Below are 23,039 nucleotides of genomic sequence, written 5' to 3'. Positions count from 1 at the left end.
CTTTTGTTTACCACTTGAGGATTACTCTATTTTCCCTCGGTTTCTTTTTCTTTCTCCGTAACTTACCAAGTGCTGTACATCACTCAAGATAGTATCCTCAAAGATAGTTTGCTCCATACTTCCAGCAATACTTGCTTGTGAGACTCTTTCTTTAGTCAATATCCTTTCATTAAAAATCATTCCTCTCAAATCCGATCTGATAAATTCACAAATATTAAAAACACCTCCGTCAAAATTCACGCCTTTGAGATGACTTTCTTCGACCCGAATATTGTCAAACCTAGACTCTCCAATATAGCTTCCACTCAAATCACATCGAGTAAATTCAATATATTGCATGTCTGCTCTAAAAGAAGCACCATTTAAATGTGTGTCAATGAATTTGGTATTTTGAATGCTAGCGTGTTCAAAATCCGCTCCTAGCAGCCAACAGTTACGAAAGACAGCATTATTCAAATTTATAAATCCACAGCCGTACATGTAACATGTGACGAATTCAACTCCTTCACAATCAGCAGGAATACTATTCCCACTTAAGTTGATATCTTCCATCGAAGCATCTTTCAAAACGGCATCACTCAAGTCAGCTCCCCTAAGATCTACCCCTTTCCACTTGACTCCAGTTAGATTTGCACCTCTTAAGTTGGCTCCGCTAAGATTAATAACACCTCGGATGTCTGAGCCGCTTAAGTCCATACTACTAAGATCGACTCCTCTAAAATCAACTTTTGTATAACCTTTTTCTGGAATTTTACAATGAGTTAAAAAATCTTCAGCAGTCATCTTCATGAGATTATTTACCGAGCTATCTTACAGAATCTCGCTTATAACCCGCTCTCAAAAGTTAGTCTAAGTATTACTTTCTGATTTATTTTTGGCTGCCTCAGTCGATTCGATTTGACTGGGAGACTTTACCGCAGATTCGATCGCGTCTACTTCCTTCTTAAACTCTGACTGAAAATCATTCGAGGCTTCTTGGAAACCTTTAATCGCTTTGCCTAAACTCTTGCCGATTTCTGGTAACTTCTTGGGGCCAAATACCAATAGTACGACAACAGCGATCGCGATAGTTTCCGGTAAACCGATCCCAAAAAAGTTCATAATCTTGTTCCTACTTCCAATTGCTCTGGCTGTGTCTACAGTTATACACCGTCATTTTATCGATCGAGGCTCAGATCGAATCCTGTGAGATCGACTAACCTGTCAACGATCGACTAATCTACAGTGGCTATCGATCGGGTATGGGATAGAGTCAATCTTAACGATCGTCTTCTAAGATTAAACCTAGACAAAGGCTAACGTTGTTTACCCATCCCAATCTCCAGTCACCACCTCTGCCTATTGTCCGCCGCCGCTCCAGTCAACAGAGAAACTATCTAGAACTAGAGAGTTATTGTAGATTTGGAGAATGATCAGTAAAAAGACTGCAAATAAAACCATAAATACGCCCATAACTGGGGTAGTACCCCAACCAGGAACGACTTTACCATATTCAGCATTTAGAGGTCTGAGCAGATCTCCTAATTTTGTGCGTTGTGCCATGTGTCGATAATGTTATGTGGATACTATTATATATGCGGGATGGGAACATTCCACATCCCTCAGTGTACCAAACAAAATTCGCGTTTTCGACAACCGATCCCGTTCTAATTCGAGCGAAAGAATCCATGTGTTGGCATCCCCACCGCCTGAGTAGATTCAAGTTCGCTCTGTATCGATCTCCGTAATATTTGGTAAATTTTTGTAAAATTCATTAATATTGTAAGAGAAGCAACATCCTTAAATTAAAATAATCATGGAATCTGCAACAGTTCTTAGCATTACGTTAGGTGCAGCGGTGATCCTCACCACTGCCTACGGTCTGTATATCTCCTTCGGCCCTCCAGCCAAGCAGTTGTCCGATCCTTTCGACGATCATGAAGACTAAGTTAGTTGAAAGTTGAGAGTGGAAAGTTGAAAGCTATAGCCGTAGGGTGGGCATTGCCCACCAACTAGGTCTTAGCACTACCCACCAAATAGGTTTCACCGACCAGATCTAATCCCGAATCGTTGTGGATTAGACGATCGCCGTGGCTTTAGATAGCAAGGGGAAGCCTAATTTTTCGCGTTGTGCGAGATAAAGGTGGGCGACTTGTCGGGCTAATCCGCGTACTTTACCGATATAGCGCGTTCTCTCTGTGACTGAGATGACACCGCGCGCATCGAGCATATTGAAGGTGTGAGAGCATTTGAGGACATAATCCAAGCTCGGCATGACCAACTTTTTGGCGATCAGTTGTTCGGCTTCTTGTTGATATAAGTCGAACAGCGTAAATAATAATTCGGGATTAGACGCCTCAAAATTGTATGTAGATTGCTCTATTTCCGATTGGAGATAGATATCGGCGTAGGTGAGCGTGTCGTTCCATTGGATTTTGGCGATCGAATCTACACCTTGCAGATACATGCACAACCGCTCCAAACCATAGGTAATTTCGATCGATACCGGACGACAATCGATCCCGCCACACTGCTGGAAGTAGGTAAATTGAGTGACTTCCATTCCATCTAGCCACACTTCCCAACCGACACCCCACGCACCCATCGCGGCGTCTTCCCAGTTATCTTCGACAAACCGAATATCGTGATCTGCTGGCTCGATGCCTACGGCGCGCAGAGAGTCGAGATAGACGTCTTGAATATTATCGGGAGAGGGTTTGATCAGGACTTGATATTGATAGTAATGTTGATAGCGGTTGGGGTTTTGACCATAACGACCGTCACCAGGACGCCGACAGGGTTCGATATACGCCACCGACCACGGTTCGGGGCCGATCGAGCGCAAGAAGGTATGATGGCTTTTGGTGGCTGCACCTTTTTCGGTATCGTATGCTTGGACGATCGAACAGCCTTGTGCGCTCCAGAATTGGTTGAGAGTGGCGACGACGGATTGAAAGTTCATGACTAGAGGGTATAGGGATTAGGGATTAGGCTTTAGGCTTTAGGCTTTAGGCTTTAGGCTTTAGGCTTTAGGCTTTAGGCTTTAGGGTGGGGTAGGGGTTGTTTAAATTAATCAAAAAGTGTAACACCGAAGATATTGGCTATTTGTGTTACGGGATTGCATCGATTAGCACAGAATTTGAGGTCGATCGGGTGTAATAATTTAAGATTGATTTCAGGATTTGACCAGAAATTGCTAGAATAGGCTGGCATCAATAATTATGCAAGTGAATGTAACCAAAGTCAGTCTTTTAGATCGACTGGGTTGCTTCCATAGTAGTTTGAGCGCGGGATGTGGGCACTATCTATCTATCGCCAGATGTCGATCTGGGCAGATAGTCGATCTGCTTGGTTGTTACATACCCATAATTTCAGTCTCGAAGATCCCGATTACCATGAGAGGGAGATCGAAAAATTTGACTCCGTCCGAAGGCATTTTCTATGAGTTCTGCACAATTTCCTACCGATCGGCCTCCATCGCATCCAGAGGCTGCTACCAGACCTGCGAAACCGATCAAGCGACCGAAAAAACCAGACCCGGCAGATTATCCACCTTTGCCCCCGATGCTACAACTGACGGGGAATACACCGATTCCACCTGCAAGTGAGCCGCTCCAGTATCGCGCGATCGGCTTGATTTTAGGTAAATATATTCCCTCTAGCGAGGAATTCAATCAAGGGATGGTTTTGGCCGATGACGGTACAGAGATTGATGCTGTGATTCTCGGTCGGATCATGAGTCTGATCAAAAATCACCTGGATCTAGAAAAATCGCATCTGTGGGTAGTCTATCCGCGCATTCGCAAAGAGGATAATAAGCTGCACGCCCAAATTATGGGGATGTGGGACCCACAATTGGTAATTAAGCCACTCGATCCGACGATCGTCGCTCCAGAGGGGTCTAGCGAGCCAGTGGAGGTACCGCCGATGCCCACGATCGAGACTTTAGGGATTCCCGATAGTTATTTCTCGATTCGGGGCGAAGTCATTTATCAATCGCGGGAAAGCAAAGAAATCTTTGTCAAAATTCGCCAAGCACCCAAGAAAAAAACCGAAGAAGAGCGATATTTTAAAATTCGACTCATTGGCGATCTCCCTCAAAAGCTGGTCGGTAACTTCTGGGATTTTGATGTGGTCAGAGTCGAGAACAATTTACAGATCCGTAGCGGTCAATTTGTAGCCACTCTGCGGGCTAAAACGCCACGTAAAGGCGGTGGGAAGCCCCCGATCGATGGGGCTGGTTCAAAACCATTTAAGAAGCCTTGGGACGGGGATGATGCCAAAGCGGTCACTCCGCGCAGCGAGGTCGAAAAACCCAAACCCGCACCGATTAAGCGTTCGCTGCCGCAAAAGCTAGAGTTGCCAGATCGATCGTAAGCTGTCCACGATCGGTATCGAGCCAATCGCTTGCCAAAGTAGGGGCAATTCATGAATTGCCCCTACTTTGGCGAGTTGGAAGCTGGGCATAAATACCCATTACAAAAACGACCTTCTGCGTTCTGCCTTCGTTATTCGTCTCGTTGACGCAGTCGATCGGTAGCAGCGTCGTTCAACCGCAGGCGTACCGACTCCCCATGCGAGAATAGTCCTTCAGCTTGGGTGAGAGCTTGAATCGCATTGCCAACCTTGCCTAAAGCTGCTGGCGAATATTGGATTAGACTAGAGTGCTTCATAAATGTTTCGACACCCAAGGCTGAAGCATAACGAGCGGCACCAGATGTCGGCAAGGTATGATTCGGGCCAGCCAGGTAGTCGCCTACCGCTTCTGGAGTCGAATCACCCAAGAAGATCGCCCCAGCATGACGAATCCGATCGATTAATGCCCAAGGGTCGTCAGTTTTAATTTCTAAATGTTCTGGTGCGAACCGATTAGAGAGTTCGGCAGCTTGTTCTAGAGTATCGACTACCGCGATCAGTCCGTAATGGGCGATCGATTTTTCGGTGAGCGTGCGGCGGGGATGATTTACCAGTTGTTGCTCGACTGCGGCTTGAACGGCTGTAGCTAAACCCATGTCGGTGGTAATCAAGATTGCCGCAGCCATCGGATCGTGTTCGGCTTGGGCTAACAAATCGACCGCAACGTGCTGGGGATTGGCATTGCGGTCGGCAATAATTAGCACTTCGGATGGCCCTGCGAGGGAATCGATCCCCACGGTGCCGTAGACTAACTTTTTGGCGAGGGTGACATAAATATTACCCGGTCCTGTAATGACATCTACTTTAGCGATCGTATCGGTACCGTATGCTAAAGCGGCGATCGATTGAGCACCACCCACCCGATAGATTTCTTCGATGCCAGCGACTTGAGCGGCAACCAAGACGGCAGGATTGAGATTTTTATCAGCTCCTGGTGGGGTCACCATGGCGATCTGCGGCACGCCTGCGACTTTAGCAGGAATGGCATTCATCAGCACCGTGCTGGGGTAGCAAGCGCGGCCTCCTGGCACGTAGATGCCCGCCCGATCGACGGGATTGTATCGTTTGCCCAGCACGACATCATCCTCACCAAAGGTGACCCAAGATTTGGGCATCCGCTGGCGGTGAAAAGCCTCGATATTTTGGGCGGCAAGTTCGATCGCCTTGAGTAACTCCTTAGACACCTGTTGATAGGCAGCATCTAATTCGGCACCACTGACCCGCAACCGATCGACTGTCAGAGCTTGACCGTCAAATTCAGCCGTATAGTGTAGCAAAGCCTTGTCGCCCTGTCGTCTGACTGTTTGGACAATCTCGTTGACGGTGGCTTCTTTATGGACGATCGCATCGTCGTGGGTACGGGCACTGATTCGCTGCAACTCTTGTTGCGCTTCAGTCTGCTGAGTGATGATTCGCAGCATGGTTGAAAAATGCCAATTAGCAGAAGGTGGAACGATCGGGGGTCTGTGGGGACAGTCTATCCTTGGCGACCTTATATGTTATAGCTTAGCGCGATTTTTAGCGGCTGGTACAACACAAATCGCGCTTCGGTGGTAGTTTGTTGGCAGTTTCTCTAAGGTGGGAGACTTTGCCTGCGGTAGGCTTTGCGACGCTACTAAAATTGTTTTTAGATGCCTCTATCGATCTAATCGATCTAACTTACCTAAACTGTTATTAGTTATACTTTTGTCATAAGATTGTCGATCGTCCAGCCCTAATATCGAGTTGGCTAGAGCTTGGTTGTTAGTTTTGTTAGTACCCAGATAGCTGAAATCGATCGACCTGCCGCTAATTCTATTTTTTCTTGCCAAACTTCCGTTGTAAATCTGCCAGTGTTGCTGGCTGGTTTGATTCCTGCACTGGTTGAGTTTTTGTTACTAGTTTCGATGGCTTCGCCGATGATAGTTGGGGTTTGGGACTGCGCTCGGCTGGCTGTGGGGATGGCCGTTCTGTTTGTGTAGCACCAGTTTTCATCGTCAAACTTATGCGTTTGAGTTGAGCGTTGACTTCTAGTACTTTTACTTTGACGACTTGACCGACTTTGACAATTTGGTTGGGATCGCTGACAAAGGTATCGGATAACTGGGAGATGTGTACCAATCCATCTTGATGCACCCCAATGTCTACAAAGGCTCCAAAGTTAGCTACGTTGGTCACGGTGCCCTCCAATTCCATGCCGACGACTAAATCTGTAATTTCTTGAATACCTTCCTTAAAGGTGGCATATTTGAACTCGGCGCGGGGGTCGCGTCCGGGTTTTTCGAGTTCGCCGATGATATCGCGGAGGGTGGGTTCGCCGATGGTATCGGTGATATATTTTTTAATATCTGTTTGTTTGAGCTGTGAGCCGAGTTTGGTGGGTTCGGTGAGGGGGATATTGACATCTTTGGCGATCGCGGCCAAAATCGGATAACTTTCGGGATGAACGGCGGTATTATCCAGGGGGTTTTCGCCATCGCGGATGCGCAAAAAACCAGCGGCTTGCTCGAAGGCTTTGGGGCCGAGCTTGGCTACTTTGAGTAGTTGTTTGCGGTTTTTAAAAGCTCCATTTTCGTTGCGATAGGCAATGATATTATTGGCAATCGTCGGCGTTAAACCAGAGACAAATGTCAGCAATTCTTTGGAGGCAGTATTGAGATCGACGCCGACATAGTTGACGCAACTTTCGACAGTATCATCGAGTTTTTTTCTGAGTAATTTTTGGTCTACATCGTGTTGATATTGACCGACACCGATCGATTTGGGATCGATTTTTACTAATTCGGCTAAAGGATCTTGTAATCGGCGTCCGATACTGATTGCGCCGCGCACGGTAATATCCAAATCGGGAAATTCGGAGATTGCCACTTCGCTTGCTGAATAAATCGATGCTCCCGATTCATTGACCATTACTTTAATCGGTTTCGGTTCGAGATCGGCGATCGTTTCGATGACAAATTGGTCGGTTTCGCGTCCGGCGGTACCATTCCCGATCGCAATTAATTGGATATTGTATTTTTTAATAAATTGTTTGACTGTATTGGCAGCTTGTTGGCGTTGGTTGGCAGACTGATGGGGAAATACAGCTTCATAAGCCAAGAATTGGCCTGTCTCAGATAATACCGCAACCTTACATCCACTGCGGAAGCCAGGATCGATCGCCAGTGTCGGTTTCATCCCCGCTGGGGCCGATAGTAATAGTTCGCGGAGATTGGTTTCAAAATTAGAAATCGAGCCGATATCTGCCTGTAATTTAGATTCAGCTCGGACTTCATTTACCAACGATGTTTTCATCAAGCGGTTGAAAGCATCTTTGAGCATTGCTTGATAAAAGTCCCGAATAGCGGGTACTTTAGTTTTAATCTCTTGGGTAGCTAAATAATCGTAAATATCATCTTCGCTAAATTCTAAGTCGAGACTCAATACCTTTTCAGTTTCGCCACGAAATAGGGCGAGTAAATTATGTGGGGCAACTTTACTTACTGGTGCCGAATACTTGCGATACATCTCAAATTTAGTCGAGCCTTCAGGGACATCATCTTTAATCTTCGATATAAACTGCCCTTCCGATTGAATATACTCACGAATATAAGCGCGTAAATTGGCTTTATCCGCGATCGATTCCGCAATAATATCGGACGCACCAGCTAGAGCTTCGGCGGCTGTCTTGACACCCTTCTCTTCATCGATATATTTAGCTGCTTCGGGTTCCAATTCTAGCGGCTTGGCACTGGGATTATTTAAAGAGCGAATCAACTCAGCTAATGGTTCTAATCCTTTTTCCCTAGCAATTGTCGCTCGCGTGCGTCGCTTCGGTTTGTAGGGTAGATATAAATCTTCTATTTCGGTTTTTAATAAACAATTTTCGATTTTGGCGCGCAATTCTGGAGTTAATTTATCTTGAGACTCGATCGAGCTAATAATACTTTCTTTCCGCGCCGCCAACTCGGTTAAATATGTAAACCTTTCTTCGAGTTCGCGCAACACGATTTCATTCATCTCATCCGTTCGCTCTTTCCGATACCGAGCAATAAACGGGATCGTGGCTCCTTCGGCAAATAAATCTAGAACGTTTTGCACGATGCTAGGGTTTAAGTCGAGTTCGGCAGCAATTTGAGCGCGGATATCTAACATGTGAAATTATTATTTCAGTTGGCTTAAAGTTTTTGGGAGAAATTAGGTATGTCTCGGCTGGGAGACTATTAATTACCGCCGAGCATTAAAATTTAGATACAGTACAGTATACGCTGGGCAAAGTTAATTTAACAAGTTATGGCTTTCAGGTAGGCATAATTAATTATAAAATATTAGTAGGGCAGTACCCAATAGTTAGATTTCAGATATTGGCTATTTTAATAACTAATTGCACCAACCACTAATAAAGCTCGATCTCACTAAGGAGAATCCTCATGAAAGAGTTGTCTCGAATTACATTCAATCCCGAAGTGATGGGCGGTAAGCCTTGCATTCGCGGCTTACGCGTTACTGTCGGCACGATTGTCGGACTAATGGCATCAGGACGTACACCTGAAGAAATCCTCGCTGCTTATCCATATTTAGAGCTGCTAGATATTTATGAAGCCCTATCTTATGCGAAATAAATTTAATAAATTCCGTATTCTTTGTAAATCCTGACAGCAGCTTCCAAATAAAGATCGAATAATAGACTATTAGATTTATCGGGTAATAATAATTCAATAGCTCTTCCAGCTTCGTGAAAACTATCCTGTTTGTTTGAGATAGCCCACCACAATCTAGCTATTGCAGCTTCAAGATTGTCCCCTTCTTCGGGCAAATAACAGAGTTCATTTGCAATCTTTATGCACTGCGAAGAAGTTAGCCCATCTCGATACTCCATATCTAAAGCCTGTGCAATATACTTATTAAGCTTAGTAATATTTGAAGGCTTAAACTCAGACAAGTATATTCTTAGGCACTCTACTGCCCAGTCAATTGGCAAATGATGGCTATCTTGGTATAGTTTCAGTGCAATTGGATAAGCCCATCGGGTTTCTTGTTCTACAGTTTTTCTTGTATCGTCTATTACTTCTTCCATTGCTATGGGATTGTCAGAAAATAAACTCATTGTGTATATTTATTAGCTCGATGCTGCTCCAAAAGTTCTGGAAATCTACCGATATCTTGAGGCTGATACCATTGGGGATTGGGATTGGCATAAGCCCGATCTGCTAGAGTCTCAAAAGCTTCAAGATCGTCAGGATGGGCGATGACGTAAGATCTCAATTCAGCTTGAGAAATAGCTTGAAAATCTGGTTTCATCAATTAAACCTCCAAAGACCATTTGCCTTAATTGTTATCTCAATTCCTTCTCCAGCTAACATAAATATGTCACCAGTACGTCGATCGAACCGAACTAGATAGATTGGTCTATACATCCTCGTTAGATCTGGCGATAGCTGAAGACAAGTTTCTGCTTGAGCTGATGTCTAACTGAAATTAGACATTAATTATCTGAATACCATTGTAGCTGACTTATTTTAGACCACGATCGGCTCAAAATGAGATCGTCATCGATCGATAAATAAGGATTATAGCTCTTGGTGTTCGATCGTATAGCTTATGCAAAGCTTATATCTAAGAACCGCTGCTTGGCATGTTCTAAAGCCTGCCGACATTCGGGGATAATTGGCTCGCGACGGAGTGCAGCACCAAACAGCGGAAAATATGAAACGATGTCTTCTTTAGTATAGAGTTCGACACCCTCGGACAGTGCTAGCGACTGTCCGAGTTGAAAGGCGATACTTTTGTAAATATCTACTTCAGGCGTAGCCTGTTTGCCAAAGTCTACAGGTACAGAGAAATTGAGTTGCGACAGCATGGCACATTTTGCCTGAAAATCTCCCCGGAGGGCTTGCTTGACCCCTTCGCGGTGAGTCGTGCGAGAATAGAATGAGAGGATGACGCGAGCGGCGCGCTGGTTTTTGGCATCAAGATCTCGCACTACAGGATGGGTAACGGCAAGTTGATGTGGTTGGAGATGAAAGTTATATGTTGCCAAGATAGCATTATTAGTTTCGTCGGGGATGCCTTTGAGCGTCTTTACAATTACCCCATTATCCAGAATGCCGAAGTTAATATTTGGTGATTTAGCGTCTTGAAAGTGCGCCTGGATTGTCGGCGCAAGCTGTTTAGCTAGGGTTTTGCTGGCTTCCAATTCGGGCAGTGTATCGACAAAAACGAGGATATCTCGATCGATCGAAGAAGGAGATCCGAAGATATTAAATAGAGTCATCCTGTAAAATTTTGGGTGCGTTATGCTAATGCGATAACACACCCTACGCAATAATTTAGCCTACTTTAACCTCAGTTTGGGAGACGAAGAGCCTAGAGACTGGAAGTCTCTGCTCGTGATGCAAAGTCCGCCTACGCGGACTAGTTTATTAGTCCGCGTAGGCGGACTTTGTAATAGTAGCCCCGATTTCAATCGGCGGTGCTAGAACGAAGCCGATATCTTTAACCCGAACTCAGCCTAATTTGCTCAAAATCTGAGCAACTACAGTCATCGTTTGCTCGTAGAGTAGATCTCGACTCCAGCGTTGTAAATACTCGGCGAGTAAATCTTCGGCATTGCGCTCGGCGATGGAAGTTACTTCTTCTACTCGTGCAGTTTGGGTACCGCCGCGCATTTCCATTTGCATACAGCCAGCTACTTCCGAACACAGAACGGTGATACAGTTGGCTTTGGGGTTGGTAGAGTTAAGCCTCACACCCATCAAATCGCCAGGAATTTCACCAGGGTCGGCTGTTGGCATTCCGGCTAGTTCGGTATGGATTTTGCGTCCGTCAGGAGCGACAAAATCGACTTCTCGCAAGTCATAATCGCCGCCAGTATGTTTGTAGCTGACGGGTTGCCATTGGAGGCGACTGGAGAGCCAGCCGAGAAACATAATGGCTTGAGCGGGATTGCCTAACTCGTAGTTGACATCGACACGATCGATTTCGGTGATATCTTTGCGACGAGCTGGCGGATCGAAGGCTTCGGCGGTGAGTTCTTGCCAACCAGCAATCCTGCGCCAGTTGAGATCGATGACGGGAATACCATTGTCGAGAATTTCGTGTAATTGCAACAATTCAGTTTCGCTATTGACAAAATCAGCCGAGTCAAATATGACCGAATGTGCTTGATGTGCTAAGTTTTGAAATAGTGGTTTGCTAGGTGTGGGGGTATCCTTCCACCACAAGAAGCGGGGTAAGTCGGGAACCGATAGATTGGCAATACTCTCGCCATTGCGCTCTAAGGCGTCTGGCGTGCCCCGTAAGGTGACGTATTCGCTACAGACAAGGGAATGTAGATACTGCTTCTTCATCGGACAATATACCGATACTTGGGCGGTGACGCTACTATCTTCGCCGACGATCGGACAGAGTGTGACGATCCGGCGGGGATTGGTATTGGCGATCGCATCAGTAACTATATAACCGCGATTATCGACGTCTTTTTCGACGGCGAGGGCGTGTTTGTCGTTATTCTGAGTGATTCGATCGTGATAATTCGACTGAATCTGGCTCGTCGTCTCGCGATCGAGTTTACCAGTGACGGGGAGTTTATAAGCTTTTTGCGCTGCTCTGATAGCTTTGACTTGCGCTGGGCCTAAAATGCCATCGATTGGGCCATTATAGAAGCCCAATACTGCTAACATGTGCTGGGTCGGTTCTGGCTCGTAGACCATCAGAGTGAAGGTACTAGCCTGAGTAGCAACGATCGTATCTTGGGCTTGGCTTTCTGGTTGATAGTCTTTCCAGATTTGGCCTAATTCCTGTTCGATATCAGTTACCGAAACATCCTTCGGCGCGCGCAGAGAGACGACTGGGGGGGATTGGGTACTCATTTTTGTAGAGGGTAGGGAATAGGGAGGATGGAGCGGGGAGCGGGGAGCGGTGGCTCGCGTATCTGCTAAGGCAGAGGCTTCGCCAAAGTCGGCAAAGCCGACGGTTTAGCCAGACAGCGACGCAGCTCCCTTCGGGAAGGCTCCGCCAACGACCGGGAGGTTACCTCCCGGTTGTGTGCGTCAAGACAAGACAGGGAGCGGGGGTGGATAAATGCTGTTTGTTAATTTTGTTTCCGTGACTCTGTCACTCCCCGCCCCTGGCTCCCCGCAGGTCTAAGATCGATGCCACTTGCGACCATCGTCATTGATTAGATCTTCGGCTGCTAATGGCCCCCAGGTACCTGCTTCGTAGAGGGAAATCGAGTTGGGATCGGTGTTGGCTTCCCAGTCGGAGAGGGCGGGGGTGACGATGCGCCATGCTTCTTCAACTTCGTCGGAGCGGGTGAAGAGGGTTTGATCGCCGAGCATACAGTCGATCAATAATCGATCGTAGGCATCGGAAGATTTGACGCCAAAGGCTTCTTGGTAGTTGAAGTCCATATTTTCGGTGCGCGTGCGCAGATCGGCTCCAGGCATTTTGGCTTCAAATTGGAGTGAGATGCCTTCGTTGGGATAAATCTGGAATGTGAGGACGTTGGGATTGGCTTGACGCGAGGCTGATTGGAAAATCAACCACGGCACTTCTTTAAATTGCACGGCAATTTCGGAAACTTTTTTGGGTAAGCGTTTGCCAGTGCGCAGATAGAAGGGGACATCTTTCCACCGCCAGTTATCGACCATAAATTTCATGGCGACAAAGCTGGAGGTAACGGAGCCAGGAGCGACGCCTGGTTCTTCGCGATAGCCAGGGATCTGCTCGCCTTTCATCCAGCCTGATTGATATTGTCCCCGAATTGCCGATCGATTGAGGTTATTGACATCTGCGAGGCGGGTGGCTTCGAGAACTTTGACTTTTTCGGTGCGGATGGAATCGGCGTCGAGGGAGTTGGGCGGCTCCATGGCGGTGAGGCAAAATACCTGCATTAGGTGGTTTTGGATCATGTCGCGCAATGCACCAGCGGATTCGTAGTAACCCGCACGATCTTCGACACCGACGGTTTCGGCGACGGTGATCTGGATGTGATCGATGTAATTGCGATTCCAGAGGGGTTCAAAGATGGCGTTGGCAAATCGCAACACGAGCAGGTTTTGGACGGTTTCTTTGCCCAGGTAGTGGTCGATCCGGTACACTTGCTGCTCTTGGCAATGTTGGCGGACGACGCGGTTGAGAACTCTGGCGGAGCTGAGGTCGCGTCCGAAGGGTTTTTCGATGACGAGGCGATGTTTTTGGGGATCGTTGAGCATCCCGGCACTACCTAGTTGTTTGATGGCTTCGGGGAAGAAGTTGGGGGCGACGGAGAGGTAGAAGACTCGGTTGCCCATGGTGCGGCGTTCGGTATCGAGTTCGCCGAGGAAGGCTTTGAGTTTTTGGTAGCTTTCGGGTTTGTCGATGTCGCCAGAGCAGTAGTATAAGCCTTTGGCAAATTCGTTCCAGGCGGTTTCGTCTTGGATGCCGTTGCCGAATTCTTCGATGCCTTGTTTGGAGTGTTCGCGGAAGTATTCGTGGCTCCAGTCGCGGCGGGCGACGCCGACGATGGTGATTTCGGGGGGGAGCCGACGATCGAGTCGCATTTGATATAATGCGGGGATCAGTTTGCGGTGGGTGAGGTCGCCGGATGCGCCGAAGATGGTGAGGATTTGGGGTTCGGGGACTCGTTCTTGTCGTAGTCCGAGGCGGAATGGGTTTTCGAGTAGATCGAGCATTTTTATTCTGGGTATGTGTGGGGTGGAGGCTTTCCACTTAGGTTTCTGCCCTAGTCGATTATCGTTGCTGCTGGTGGGGCAGAACTTGGATCGGTGCTTAGTGTTCGATCTCTGGTGGGGCAGAACTCGGATCGGTGCTTAGTGTTCGATCTCTGGTGGGGCAGAACTCGGATCGGTGCTTAGTGTTCGATCTCTGGTGTGGTAGAACCCGGATCTGGGGGAGGCTTCCCCCAGACCCCCCGTTGAGGGGCGGCACCCCGCCCCTCAAACTCCCCTGCACAAGGTTCGATCTGTGGGACGTTGAGCGCGCTTCGCATTAGTACTGTTACTTTAGGTTATTAATCTGCGGGTTATGAACAGTTTGGAAGGGGGGAGGGGGAACCAGAATCTTAGTCTCCTTTTTGAGGCTATGGTTGACGCATAAGTATGGTTGACTTCGTTTCAATCTCGATCGCACTTACTCCGTACTTGGTGCGTTGTGCGGTAATTTCAGAGATGGTGCTTGGTTTGAGGGTATGGTTTTTAGATCGATCGAGTGGAGATGTTTTTGGGATTGAGTCTCTCACTAAGTTATCAATGTACTTCGATCTCTGTCTGTCGCCGATCGATCCAAACCATCAATCCAAAATTCAAAATCCTGCTTGGTGCGCTTCCATGGTCGGGGAACCCGACCGGAGCGCATCTGCAAAATCCCAAATCCCTAAACTGGCATCAACGCTTTCACCTTAACATCTAAGGATTTCATCAGGGAGTCGAAGGGTTTGACGAATTTGTCGATGCCGTCGATGAGGAGTTCGTTCATGACGCTATCGAGATCGATGTTGATGTCGGGGTCTTTGAGGCTGGCGACAAGGCGGTAGGCTTCATCGACTCCGGCTTCGATGCGGCTGGCGGGATCGCAATGATCCGCGCAGGCTTCGATCGTGTTTGGAGGGAGGGTGTTGACGGTATCGTTACCGACTAATCCATCGACGTACATGACATCGCTGTAGCTGGGATCTTTAGTCCCGGTACTCGCCCACAGGAGGCGTTGGACGCGTGCGCCTTTGGCAGCTAGTTGTTGCCAGCGATCTGTGGCGATAATTTTTTTGTATTCTTGATAGGCAATTTTGGCGTTGGCGATCGCGATTTTGCCTTTGAGTGCGGAAAGTTTTTCGGTTTTGGTGGGGTCGCTGAGGTTTTTGAGGAGATGGTCTAGTTTACCATCGATGTTGGTGTCGATCCGGCTGAGGAAGAAACTGGCGACGGAGGCGATGTTACTAATGTCTTCGCCTTTGACGGCGCGAGTTTCTAAGCCGCGAATGTATGCCCAGGCTGCTTCGACGTAGCTGGCGACAGAGAAGAGGAGGGTGACGTTGACGCTGATGCCTTCGCTAATCATTTGTTCGACGGCAGGTAAGCCTTCGGGGGTACCAGGGATCTTAATCATCACGTTGGGACGACCGATTTCACCGTAGTAGCGGCGGGCTTCGCTAATGGTGCTGGCGGTGTCTGCGGCAATCGTGGGCGGGACTTCGATGCTGACGTACCCATCGATCCCGTTAGTTTTGTCGTAGACGGGGCGCAAAATGTCGCAGGCTTGACGGATATCGGTAAAAATTAGGGATTCGTAGATGTCGTTAAGCGATTTTCCAGCTTTAATCCCTTCTTCGATTTGGTTGTCATAAATGGCGTTACCTGCGATCGCTTTTTCAAAAATGGCGGGGTTAGATGTGATCCCCAAGACGCCACGGCTGTCGATTAGTTGGGCGAGTTCGCCTGTGGTGAGGATATCTCGGCTGAGATTGTCCATCCAAATGCTTTGTCCGTATTCTTGCTCGATCGTTAATAAGGGATTTTGAGCTGTGGGTGACATGATTGATATTTACTCCAAATATTTACTGACTATCGATTTCTGGGGCGTAGCCGCTATTGAATAAGCTTCGATCTGGAAAATATATCGACAAAGACCCTGTCTTATCGCTACGAGCCTCTGGCTATGACATCTTTGTGCGGGTCGATAAGGTCGATCGAACGCTAGTTACAACTCATTGCTAAGGCTGAGTTCGAGCGATCTGCTGGCGTTCGCAGGCACTAGAGCGATCGACTCGATCGGCGATAGTTATACTCCGCATTTTAGCCGATCGATCTCTAATTCGGCGGGCATAAAGAGGACAAATTTGAACCGATCCTATTAACGAGCAGTGGGCAAAGGGGCTAGCTTGCAAGTGCCAACACAATATTAATGAGATCTAGCGATCGAGTTTTCGTCATAATTATCATCGATACAAGACCGAATCAAAAACTTGCAACCCGTATTCGTCGATGGTGCGTGGATCGAATTGGGATGCGATCGAATGTAGTCGCCAGCTAGATAAGTTCGATTGTCAATAATTAGGTCGCCTGCTAACATGTAAATTTCCTCGACCCCACGATGTTCGTGCAGTGGATAGACGACGCCAGCGGCTGCTGTGACTAGCATCGATCGCATCCGATTGACCTCATCGAGGAATAACAGCGCGCATTCTACGCCTTCAATGCGGTGTGGCTTCCAGTTAAGCTCCCCCGCTCGAATTGCAAATTGCTCTGGCTCTGATGGCTCTGCTGGCGATGTCTGTGCTTGCGAATGCGGACTCGATGCAACGGGATCTAGTCCCAACCTGTCAAATAACCGATCCTTCAAATTTGCTGCCATCGGCATAGGAGGAGCCGTGTAAGGCATTGACCCCACCGCTGCTTCGTAACCTGCTAATTCTTCGGCCAGATCCGGACACTCGGCAATTTGAGCTTCGATCCAAAGCCGTTGTTCAGGAGTGAGTAAATCGAGTGCGTATAGTGGGGCGAGGTCGCAAAAACAGTAATGGTCGGTCACGATCCAGTTGGGAGTGGGGACAAGAAGTAGGAGCTTAATTTCTGCTATCTACCACTAGCTAGTATTTACCAGAGTTACTACTAGGATCGACGGCTAGAGGCGAAGGCTGAGTTACGATTTATTTTCAAACCCTAATTTTAGTTTACTCAATCCCAGTCGGAGGCGAGTTTTGACTGTACCGAGTGAGAGTCCTGTGGCTGTGGCGATTTCAGAATGGGTCAAACCTTGGTAATAAGCCATTTCGATGACTTGGCGTTGTGCTGGCGGAATCTGCTCTAATGCTGCGAGTACTTGTTGGCGTCGTTCGCTAATTTCTATCGCTTCAATTGGATCTACACTAGCGGTAGGGAAATCGATTTCTTTTCCGGCATCAATGGCCTCATTAACTTTTTGGAGTCGTTGAAACTTCCGCAGTCTATCTAGTGTCCGACTGCGTGCGAGGGTAAAAATCCACTGTTCGGCAGAGCCTTTATTGAGATCGAATCTGTCGGCGATCCGCCAGATTTGGGCAAATACATCTAAGACAACTTCTTCGCATTCTTCTACTGAGTTTAAACTTTTCCAGGCGATCGCATAAATCATCCGGGAATAGCGATCGTAAAGCTGTGATAATGCACTCCGATCCCCCTTGGCGATATTTATGAGTAATTTTGCGGGTTCGATCGGGGACTGCAACATTGGGAGGATACTGTCAAATTAAAGTAAGAATCGCTCGAAGTATATGGTAAATGTCGATCGATCTAGTTCGAGTATCTTTAGATATTAGCGTGGCTACAGTCAGCTTTTAACCTCGATCGAAATAATGTCGATCGAAAACAGATCCAGATGTGTATAACGCTCGTATCTATAGGAAAGTTCCTTCGACAGAGATACCACCACATGGATACCAACAAGTCGCTAATTCAATCCGTTACCCATCAAACTCACAACATCTCCCGCCGAGGAGTGTTATTCGCAGGCGCAGCGGCTGGGTTAGCCACTGCATTTGCCATCCCCGCAGCCAGCCAGATGGCACAGGCGACGACAATCGGTAAAACCACATCAGCTCGAGATAAGAAAAATGATATCGCCGTTCTCAACAACGGGCTTTACTACGAACATCAAGCAATCTGGGCATATAAATTCGCCGCTCCTAAGTTGACTAATACTGCCGTCGGTAAAGCTGTCTTAGCCGTAGCGACTGCTAATCTCACCGATCATCAAGCCCACCGAGATGTCCTCAGCAATGCCATTAGAAGCTTAGGCGGTACTCCCGTCAAAGCAGAAACTAGCTACGATCTCTCTTCCTATCTCAAAAAAGGTGAAGGGAATATCGATACCGATGTCAATATCGCCAAACTCGCACTAGCTCTCGAAGTTGATGCCGCAATCGCCTATACCTTGGAAGCCGCAAAACTCAAAACACCCGCACTAATTACCGCTGGAGCCAGCATCGGTACCAACGAAGCCGCCCATGCCACCGCCATTCGAGCAGCCTTCAAATCACTCGGAGTAGATCTGGCGATCGTGCCTACTGCTTTCTTCAATCCCAACACTCGTCCGGCTTGGGTGTTGAATGTTTAGTTAGGGGGTAGAGGGTAGAGGGTAGAGGGTAGAGGGTAGAGGGTAAAAGGTGAAAGGGCAAAGGGTAAGATTACGATCGTCTTTTTGCCAATCGACAAGGCAGCGACGCTACCCATTACCCATTACCCATCCACAGAGGTGCAAATTATAGATTTAGGTTTCAAAGATATCATGCTGCGATTGCCTCTGGCGATCGCGATTTTGGGCGGATTTTCTTTGCTGGGGATCGTTGTCGATCGAGCCATTTTAGTCCGCCGTCGTCGCCAAGACAACGAGCTTGGTGCAAAAAATTCGATCGTGCCGATGGTAGGTGTCGAGCATGTCAAACTGGGTAAATCGATCGGGAAAAAGTTAGTTATATTTTATAAGCTTGGGAGCCAGTTTCAAAAAGGAAGATTTTAAAGAAGATTTTAAAATGGATAAAGTCGAGCTAACGATCTATTCTCGATCGACATTAGAAATATGACTAGTTATCAGCGCATTCTGTGGCGGCAACTGTGGGGATTGGGCGCATTAGTAGCCGCTATCATTTTTAGTTGGATGGCGTATAGTTTTTATCAACCAGTCATTCTAACAAATTTAGGCTTCATTCACATCGCCCAAAGCTTAGGCATAATCCAAGGTTTCTTGGGTGCAGCGATCGAACCAATTGTTGGCATGATGTCCGATCGGTTGATGCACCGAGTGGGTAGTCGGCTCCCAGGGATCGCTGTGGGAATTACCTTGGCGGGGTTATTATTCGTCGCCATCGGGCTATTATTGCACGGATCTATTGCCGTTTGGCTGCGATGGACGATCCCGGTTTTAATGACTTTTTGGACGGTAGCGATGATTGTATTTCGCGGCCCAGCTATTGCTTTAATTCGTCAGACTACCCCGACAGAAGCATTACCAGCCGCTAGTTCTATTTTAACATTTATTTTCGGGCTAATTGGCGCGATCGGACCGATTTTCGAGCGGATAATTACCGCATTAGGCTCTGGCAATACATTTTTGCTAGGTGCAGTGATGCTGGTGCTAAGTGCGATCTTATTATGGTCATCCAAACCAGAATTAAATTCGACTGTTACGAGCGCGATCGCCAAACCAACAATGTCGATCGAGTCGAGTTTGGCTCGGAAAATCAGAATTTTTGGGATGGGATTAGTGGCGGGAATCTTAGTAAATATTTTACTTAGAGTTTGCCCTCAAAGATTGCACGCCAGTCTATTCGTAAGACCTCAATAAACGCTGATAGAGGGAAATATGGTCAGGAGAAATACCCCTCTCTCGTACTAAATAAGATAGTTACTTAAAATTCGCTATGCTGGAGCCGGAATTTTAGCAGCAGCTTTAGCACGAAGCACATCTGATAAGGGTCGTACTTGTTCATCGCCACATAATCTAGATGTCAGATAATTCCAAAACGAAATCCCTAGTTTACGACAAGTCTTTTTCAATCCAACGAAAGTGTCTCTAGCTTTTCGTCCTAACTCAGAACGTGTGCCGCCGCTAATTTTTCGGCGGGTCACATATTCTCTAATATCAGTTTCTGCTGCATTGTTATGCAAGGGAAATTCTGGACAATTTAGTACCTGTAACAGTTCAATCTTGCGATTTCTGATTTGGTTGAGTGCATGATTGAGCAATCCATGATGAATATAACATCTGCCAAATATCTCATCAAATTTATCCTGTAGGCTCAATGCTCTTTCTCTACTTGGCTGCTGTTGGTACTGTTTCAATTCTTGATAGTATTCCCATAATAATCCTTGCATATCAGCAATATTCTCTCGTTCTTGCTCGGTCTTACCCTCTAATTTTCGCAAATTTCTCTCGATATGAACCCAGCATAATCCATGCTCCATGATGTTGAATTGTCCTGCCCCATCGCTGAGAATCCTCAGTGGCTCACTCCTACCTTGAATTGTCAAACCCCCTAGCAGTGCTGCTTCACTCAGCACCCGTACTGTTTTTACGCCAACTATTCCTTTTCCTAATAAATAGTTATGCCAATCTTCTTTGGTGATTGCCAATGGCTCTTCCGAAAAACCGATCTCCAGAAGATGTTTATGCGGGAGCTGATAATTTTCCAGATATGCTTTTGCCTCTTCGTTCAATACATATTTTTCCGCTCCAGCTTGCAATATTTCCAGAAAGTTTTCTCGACTTTTGGAGTTACTGCTGTGGAAATACGCGAAGTCATCATTCCCAATTACTGTGCAATATCCATTTTTACCGTTGTGCCTTGCTCCGGTATCATCGGTATGGATATATGTTGCTGTCTCTAACCCTGCTCTCAATACCTGGTGTTGTTCTTGCTCGAATCTTTGATGCTCTTCATTTAATAACCGATTTACTTGTCCTGCCGAAATATCTATTCCCCATTCTCGGAGTTGCTCGTAGATTAATGGCTGTGTTACTCTACATTGGTAATGCTGATACATCACATAACACACTAATCCTGGCCAATAGTGTCTTCCTTGATATTCTGTGGGTAATTCTCCCACCACTGTTTTTCCATCCTCTGTGATGTACTCCGCTAGCTGAAATCGGATGTTATGCCGCTTAATTATTAGCTCTTGCTGTGCTTGGGGTACTCGCTTGGGCTGGACTAGTATCGCTGTTTATACTCATCTCTTTGTTAAACCAGATTTTTGCTCTTTTTGCAACCCCCTGATTTACCAGCGGTTATTGAGACGTTACGTCTATTCGATCTTTCCCCTGAATATATCTCAGCGAGTATGTTATTCATTTGTGCGATCGCTGCTATTACCTTAGAACGATGGGTGATGAAATGGGGCATGAATCGCTCGATGGCGATCGGCTTGGCTGTTATTTTATTAATAATCTCGATAAATTCGCTTTCATCTTCCTTGCCGATCTCGATCGCGATCCTGGTAATTAGTGGTATCGCATTGGGAATATTATTTATCGCTCAAATCCCGTGGTGCTTGAGTAACTTACCAATCGATCGAGCGGGACTCGCAACTGGACTTTATTTTGGAGGAATGGGTGCGGCAAATGCACTTGTGACATTAATTATCCAATTAGGATTCAAGGGATAAATCGGCATGGAAGATCCCAAAAAGTTGTTAGCAAAAAATCGATATAAAAACACTTTTATTATATTTTGAATACGATCGTCTGAGTGTCTGGTTTGTAGTCGATGCCGATCGACCCTTCAGCGACGATCGCAGACAATTTTTAATGAGCGCGAGCGAGCAAGTTTTCGTCGTAATTATCGTCGATACAAGCCCGAATCAAGAACTTACAACCCTTGGTAGTTGCAGGTGGATGGATCGAATTGGCGGACGATCGAATGTAGTCCCCCGCCAGATATACCTGTCCAGCGATTTCTAGTTCTCCTTCTAACATATAAATTTCCTCAATCTCTTGATGTTGATGGAGTGGATAGATGACTCCATCGGCTGCTTTAACAATTGCAGAGCACATCCGGTTGAGCGGATCGATAAATAGCACCGCAACTTCGACTCCGGCTGCCCGATATGGTTGCCATTCTAGCTCCCCAGATCTAATCGCGATCGTGGCTGGCGCGGATGACTCTACTGACGAAATTTCCGGCTGTGCAGGAACAGCATCTAAACCCAGTTGACTCTCCGCTGGAGCATCAAGGCGATCGAATAACCGCGACTTGAGATCTGCGGCTATCGGCACGACTGGAGCACTATAGGGAATCACAGCTACTGCGGCTTGATAACTTGCTAGTTCTTCAGCCAGATCTGGGCAAGCCAAAATTTGAGCTTCTATCCAGAGCCGTTCTTCAAGATCGAGCAGATCGAGCGCATAAAGTGGTGCGAGTTCGCAAAAACATCGATGTTCGTTCATCAGCGGTTCAGACACGGGGGATAAGGGGGTTTAGTGATGCTCTATCATTAGGTCTCCTGCGAAGAAAGTATTTAAGCTATCCTTTAATACCAATTATTTCGAGCATTATTAACTAATTATAAAATATTAACTAAATGTGTCGATAATCATAGGTGCTGTCGATCTTTCCCAGACTTTCGCAGGAGTTCTACTGTTTAACCCAAGTTGCTACCTACTGGAGTTACTGACAATTTGCTTTTAAAGGCTATTTTTAGGTTACTCAATCCGAGCCGTAGTAAGGTTTTGACGGTACAGATCGACAGTCCAGTGCGTGTGGCGATCTCAGTGTGGGTTAAACCTTGATAGTAAGCCAATTCGATCGCCTCCAGTTGTTCTGAGGGAATCTGGCTTAACGCCGCGAGTACCAATTGTCGTCGTTCGTCAATTTCGATCGTTTCAATTAGATCTACGCTGATAGTTGGAAAATCGATTCTTTTGCCACAAGAGATTACTGTTTTAACTTTATAGAGCCGTTGCAATTTACGTAATCGATCGAGGATCGGACTGCGCGCTAGCGTCAAAATCCACTGTTCGACCGAACCTTCATAGACGTCGTACCTGTCAGCAATCCTCCAAATTTGGGCAAATACATCTAAAACAACTTCTTCGCAGTCCTCAACTCAGTTGAGACTCTTCCAGGCGATCGCATAAATCGTTCGGGCATATCGATCGTAGAGCTGAGAGAGTGCTGTCCGATCTCCCTTGGCGATCTTTAAGAGTAAATTTGTGGT

24 protein-coding genes and 2 pseudogenes are annotated in these 23,039 nt (G+C 46.8%); 7 read left to right on the top strand and 19 right to left on the bottom strand.

Going from position 1 to position 23,039, the window contains the following annotated elements; translation table 11 throughout:
* Nucleotides 1–21: 21 nt before the first annotated feature.
* From CHA6605_RS19500 to psbH, 3 genes are all read right to left on the bottom strand, one after another.
* Nucleotides 22–783 (bottom strand): pentapeptide repeat-containing protein, encoded by a 762-nt coding sequence (locus CHA6605_RS19500; protein ID WP_198288375.1) that lies wholly within the window; start codon nt 781–783, stop codon nt 22–24.
* Nucleotides 784–849: 66 nt separating this feature from the next.
* The gene (locus tag CHA6605_RS19495; protein WP_015161113.1) at nt 850–1,101 is read right to left on the bottom strand and encodes a TatA/E family twin arginine-targeting protein translocase; all 252 of its coding nucleotides are present in this window, start codon (nt 1,099–1,101) and stop codon (nt 850–852) included.
* A gap of 237 nt (nt 1,102–1,338) precedes the next feature.
* Nucleotides 1,339–1,542, bottom strand: coding sequence for a photosystem II reaction center phosphoprotein PsbH (psbH, locus tag CHA6605_RS19490; RefSeq protein ID WP_015161112.1), 204 nt, complete (start codon nt 1,540–1,542; stop codon nt 1,339–1,341).
* A 253-nt stretch (nt 1,543–1,795) separates the two neighbouring features.
* Between psbH and psbN the strand changes: the two genes are divergently transcribed.
* Nucleotides 1,796–1,927 (top strand): photosystem II reaction center protein PsbN, encoded by a 132-nt coding sequence (gene psbN, locus CHA6605_RS33075; RefSeq protein ID WP_015161111.1) that lies wholly within the window; start codon nt 1,796–1,798, stop codon nt 1,925–1,927.
* A gap of 129 nt (nt 1,928–2,056) precedes the next feature.
* Here psbN and glyQ read toward each other — a convergent pair whose 3' ends face one another.
* Nucleotides 2,057–2,941, bottom strand: a complete 885-nt coding sequence (glyQ, locus tag CHA6605_RS19480) for a glycine--tRNA ligase subunit alpha (RefSeq protein ID WP_015161110.1) — start codon at nt 2,939–2,941, stop codon at nt 2,057–2,059.
* 479 nt (nt 2,942–3,420) lie between these two features.
* On the opposite strand from glyQ, the gene CHA6605_RS19475 reads away from it, so the two are divergent.
* Complete coding sequence (locus tag CHA6605_RS19475) at nt 3,421–4,356, top strand: hypothetical protein (protein ID WP_015161109.1); 936 nt, start codon at nt 3,421–3,423, stop codon at nt 4,354–4,356.
* Nucleotides 4,357–4,487: 131 nt separating this feature from the next.
* Here CHA6605_RS19475 and hisD read toward each other — a convergent pair whose 3' ends face one another.
* Together hisD and CHA6605_RS19465 are read right to left on the bottom strand one after the other, a co-directional pair.
* On the bottom strand, nt 4,488–5,816 hold the full coding sequence (hisD, locus tag CHA6605_RS19470) for a histidinol dehydrogenase (RefSeq protein WP_015161108.1): 1,329 nt from the start codon (nt 5,814–5,816) through the stop codon (nt 4,488–4,490).
* A gap of 373 nt (nt 5,817–6,189) precedes the next feature.
* Nucleotides 6,190–8,508, bottom strand: a complete 2,319-nt coding sequence (locus CHA6605_RS19465; protein WP_015161107.1) for a Tex family protein — start codon at nt 8,506–8,508, stop codon at nt 6,190–6,192.
* A gap of 275 nt (nt 8,509–8,783) precedes the next feature.
* Between CHA6605_RS19465 and CHA6605_RS19460 the strand changes: the two genes are divergently transcribed.
* On the top strand, nt 8,784–8,975 hold the full coding sequence (locus CHA6605_RS19460; RefSeq protein ID WP_015161106.1) for a DUF433 domain-containing protein: 192 nt from the start codon (nt 8,784–8,786) through the stop codon (nt 8,973–8,975).
* Nucleotides 8,976–8,977: 2 nt separating this feature from the next.
* On the opposite strand, the gene CHA6605_RS19455 is transcribed toward CHA6605_RS19460, so the two are convergent.
* From CHA6605_RS19455 to CHA6605_RS19415, 10 genes and pseudogenes are all read right to left on the bottom strand, one after another.
* Complete coding sequence (locus CHA6605_RS19455; RefSeq protein WP_015161105.1) at nt 8,978–9,460, bottom strand: hypothetical protein; 483 nt, start codon at nt 9,458–9,460, stop codon at nt 8,978–8,980.
* Nucleotides 9,457–9,654: a DUF6887 family protein gene (locus tag CHA6605_RS19450; RefSeq protein WP_015161104.1), complete on the bottom strand. Its 198-nt coding sequence runs from the start codon at nt 9,652–9,654 to the stop codon at nt 9,457–9,459. The genes CHA6605_RS19455 and CHA6605_RS19450 overlap by 4 nt, the downstream gene beginning before the upstream one ends.
* Nucleotides 9,654–9,809, bottom strand: a pseudogene (locus tag CHA6605_RS37350) (DUF6888 family protein); the annotation flags it as partial. The pseudogene CHA6605_RS37350 and the gene CHA6605_RS19450, both read right to left, overlap by 1 nt.
* Before the next feature lie 143 nt (nt 9,810–9,952).
* The gene (locus CHA6605_RS19445) at nt 9,953–10,627 is read right to left on the bottom strand and encodes a hypothetical protein (RefSeq protein ID WP_015161103.1); all 675 of its coding nucleotides are present in this window, start codon (nt 10,625–10,627) and stop codon (nt 9,953–9,955) included.
* 232 nt (nt 10,628–10,859) lie between these two features.
* The gene (gene opcA, locus CHA6605_RS19440; protein WP_015161102.1) at nt 10,860–12,224 is read right to left on the bottom strand and encodes a glucose-6-phosphate dehydrogenase assembly protein OpcA; all 1,365 of its coding nucleotides are present in this window, start codon (nt 12,222–12,224) and stop codon (nt 10,860–10,862) included.
* Nucleotides 12,225–12,497: 273 nt separating this feature from the next.
* Nucleotides 12,498–14,027 (bottom strand): glucose-6-phosphate dehydrogenase, encoded by a 1,530-nt coding sequence (gene zwf / locus CHA6605_RS19435; protein ID WP_015161101.1) that lies wholly within the window; start codon nt 14,025–14,027, stop codon nt 12,498–12,500.
* A 700-nt stretch (nt 14,028–14,727) separates the two neighbouring features.
* Complete coding sequence (tal, locus tag CHA6605_RS19430; protein ID WP_015161099.1) at nt 14,728–15,882, bottom strand: transaldolase; 1,155 nt, start codon at nt 15,880–15,882, stop codon at nt 14,728–14,730.
* Between the two features lie 178 nt (nt 15,883–16,060).
* Nucleotides 16,061–16,234 (bottom strand): hypothetical protein, encoded by a 174-nt coding sequence (locus tag CHA6605_RS19425; RefSeq protein WP_157260039.1) that lies wholly within the window; start codon nt 16,232–16,234, stop codon nt 16,061–16,063.
* A 14-nt stretch (nt 16,235–16,248) separates the two neighbouring features.
* Entirely contained in the window at nt 16,249–16,878 is a 630-nt protein-coding gene (locus CHA6605_RS19420) for a cupin domain-containing protein (protein ID WP_015161098.1), read from the bottom strand.
* A gap of 111 nt (nt 16,879–16,989) precedes the next feature.
* Complete coding sequence (locus CHA6605_RS19415) at nt 16,990–17,556, bottom strand: sigma-70 family RNA polymerase sigma factor (RefSeq protein ID WP_015161097.1); 567 nt, start codon at nt 17,554–17,556, stop codon at nt 16,990–16,992.
* Nucleotides 17,557–17,757: 201 nt separating this feature from the next.
* Here CHA6605_RS19415 and CHA6605_RS19410 point away from each other — a divergent pair, with 201 nt between their 5' ends.
* From CHA6605_RS19410 to CHA6605_RS19400, 3 genes are all read left to right on the top strand, one after another.
* Nucleotides 17,758–18,441 carry a DUF4439 domain-containing protein gene (locus tag CHA6605_RS19410; RefSeq protein ID WP_015161096.1) on the top strand — a complete coding sequence of 228 codons (684 nt, stop codon included), beginning with the start codon at nt 17,758–17,760 and terminating at the stop codon, nt 18,439–18,441.
* Between the two features lie 84 nt (nt 18,442–18,525).
* The gene (locus CHA6605_RS19405; protein WP_041548288.1) at nt 18,526–18,843 is read left to right on the top strand and encodes a hypothetical protein; all 318 of its coding nucleotides are present in this window, start codon (nt 18,526–18,528) and stop codon (nt 18,841–18,843) included.
* Between the two features lie 60 nt (nt 18,844–18,903).
* The gene (locus tag CHA6605_RS19400; protein WP_051038937.1) at nt 18,904–19,668 is read left to right on the top strand and encodes an MFS transporter; all 765 of its coding nucleotides are present in this window, start codon (nt 18,904–18,906) and stop codon (nt 19,666–19,668) included.
* A gap of 74 nt (nt 19,669–19,742) precedes the next feature.
* Here the strand turns inward: CHA6605_RS19400 and CHA6605_RS19395 are convergent.
* Nucleotides 19,743–21,005, bottom strand: a pseudogene (locus CHA6605_RS19395) (IS66 family transposase); the annotation flags it as partial.
* Nucleotides 21,006–21,077: 72 nt separating this feature from the next.
* Between CHA6605_RS19395 and CHA6605_RS19390 the strand changes: the two are divergent.
* A complete protein-coding gene (locus CHA6605_RS19390) occupies nt 21,078–21,488 on the top strand; it encodes a hypothetical protein (RefSeq protein WP_157260038.1) in 411 nt (136 codons plus the stop codon).
* A 139-nt stretch (nt 21,489–21,627) separates the two neighbouring features.
* Here CHA6605_RS19390 and CHA6605_RS19385 read toward each other — a convergent pair whose 3' ends face one another.
* Together CHA6605_RS19385 and CHA6605_RS19380 are read right to left on the bottom strand one after the other, a co-directional pair.
* On the bottom strand, nt 21,628–22,284 hold the full coding sequence (locus CHA6605_RS19385) for a cupin domain-containing protein (RefSeq protein WP_232432104.1): 657 nt from the start codon (nt 22,282–22,284) through the stop codon (nt 21,628–21,630).
* 179 nt (nt 22,285–22,463) lie between these two features.
* On the bottom strand, nt 22,464–22,877 hold the full coding sequence (locus CHA6605_RS19380) for a sigma-70 family RNA polymerase sigma factor (RefSeq protein WP_232432313.1): 414 nt from the start codon (nt 22,875–22,877) through the stop codon (nt 22,464–22,466).
* Nucleotides 22,878–23,039: the final 162 nt, after the last annotated feature.

Source organism: Chamaesiphon minutus PCC 6605 (assembly GCF_000317145.1).
Taxonomy (GTDB): Bacteria; Cyanobacteriota; Cyanobacteriia; order Cyanobacteriales; family Chamaesiphonaceae; genus Chamaesiphon; species Chamaesiphon minutus.
This window is presented reverse-complemented; position numbering and strand designations above follow the sequence as displayed.

What these genes read in the sequence shown, in the direction of transcription:
- psbH (WP_015161112.1), bottom strand. Translation starts at nt 1,542, where the DNA reads ATGGCACAACGCACAAAATTAGGAGATCTGCTCAGACCTCTAAATGCT.
- psbN (WP_015161111.1), top strand. Translation starts at nt 1,796, where the DNA reads ATGGAATCTGCAACAGTTCTTAGCATTACGTTAGGTGCAGCGGTGATC.
- CHA6605_RS19455 (WP_015161105.1), bottom strand. Translation starts at nt 9,460, where the DNA reads ATGAGTTTATTTTCTGACAATCCCATAGCAATGGAAGAAGTAATAGAC.
- CHA6605_RS19445 (WP_015161103.1), bottom strand. Translation starts at nt 10,627, where the DNA reads ATGACTCTATTTAATATCTTCGGATCTCCTTCTTCGATCGATCGAGAT.
- glyQ (WP_015161110.1), bottom strand. Translation starts at nt 2,941, where the DNA reads ATGAACTTTCAATCCGTCGTCGCCACTCTCAACCAATTCTGGAGCGCA.
- CHA6605_RS19460 (WP_015161106.1), top strand. Translation starts at nt 8,784, where the DNA reads ATGAAAGAGTTGTCTCGAATTACATTCAATCCCGAAGTGATGGGCGGT.
- CHA6605_RS19495 (WP_015161113.1), bottom strand. Translation starts at nt 1,101, where the DNA reads ATGAACTTTTTTGGGATCGGTTTACCGGAAACTATCGCGATCGCTGTT.
- CHA6605_RS19475 (WP_015161109.1), top strand. Translation starts at nt 3,421, where the DNA reads ATGAGTTCTGCACAATTTCCTACCGATCGGCCTCCATCGCATCCAGAG.
- CHA6605_RS19465 (WP_015161107.1), bottom strand. Translation starts at nt 8,508, where the DNA reads ATGTTAGATATCCGCGCTCAAATTGCTGCCGAACTCGACTTAAACCCT.
- CHA6605_RS19500 (WP_198288375.1), bottom strand. Translation starts at nt 783, where the DNA reads ATGACTGCTGAAGATTTTTTAACTCATTGTAAAATTCCAGAAAAAGGT.
- opcA (WP_015161102.1), bottom strand. Translation starts at nt 12,224, where the DNA reads ATGAGTACCCAATCCCCCCCAGTCGTCTCTCTGCGCGCGCCGAAGGAT.
- CHA6605_RS19400 (WP_051038937.1), top strand. Translation starts at nt 18,904, where the DNA reads ATGACTAGTTATCAGCGCATTCTGTGGCGGCAACTGTGGGGATTGGGC.
- hisD (WP_015161108.1), bottom strand. Translation starts at nt 5,816, where the DNA reads ATGCTGCGAATCATCACTCAGCAGACTGAAGCGCAACAAGAGTTGCAG.
- CHA6605_RS19410 (WP_015161096.1), top strand. Translation starts at nt 17,758, where the DNA reads ATGGATACCAACAAGTCGCTAATTCAATCCGTTACCCATCAAACTCAC.
- tal (WP_015161099.1), bottom strand. Translation starts at nt 15,882, where the DNA reads ATGTCACCCACAGCTCAAAATCCCTTATTAACGATCGAGCAAGAATAC.
- zwf (WP_015161101.1), bottom strand. Translation starts at nt 14,027, where the DNA reads ATGCTCGATCTACTCGAAAACCCATTCCGCCTCGGACTACGACAAGAA.
- CHA6605_RS19415 (WP_015161097.1), bottom strand. Translation starts at nt 17,556, where the DNA reads ATGTTGCAGTCCCCGATCGAACCCGCAAAATTACTCATAAATATCGCC.
- CHA6605_RS19450 (WP_015161104.1), bottom strand. Translation starts at nt 9,654, where the DNA reads ATGAAACCAGATTTTCAAGCTATTTCTCAAGCTGAATTGAGATCTTAC.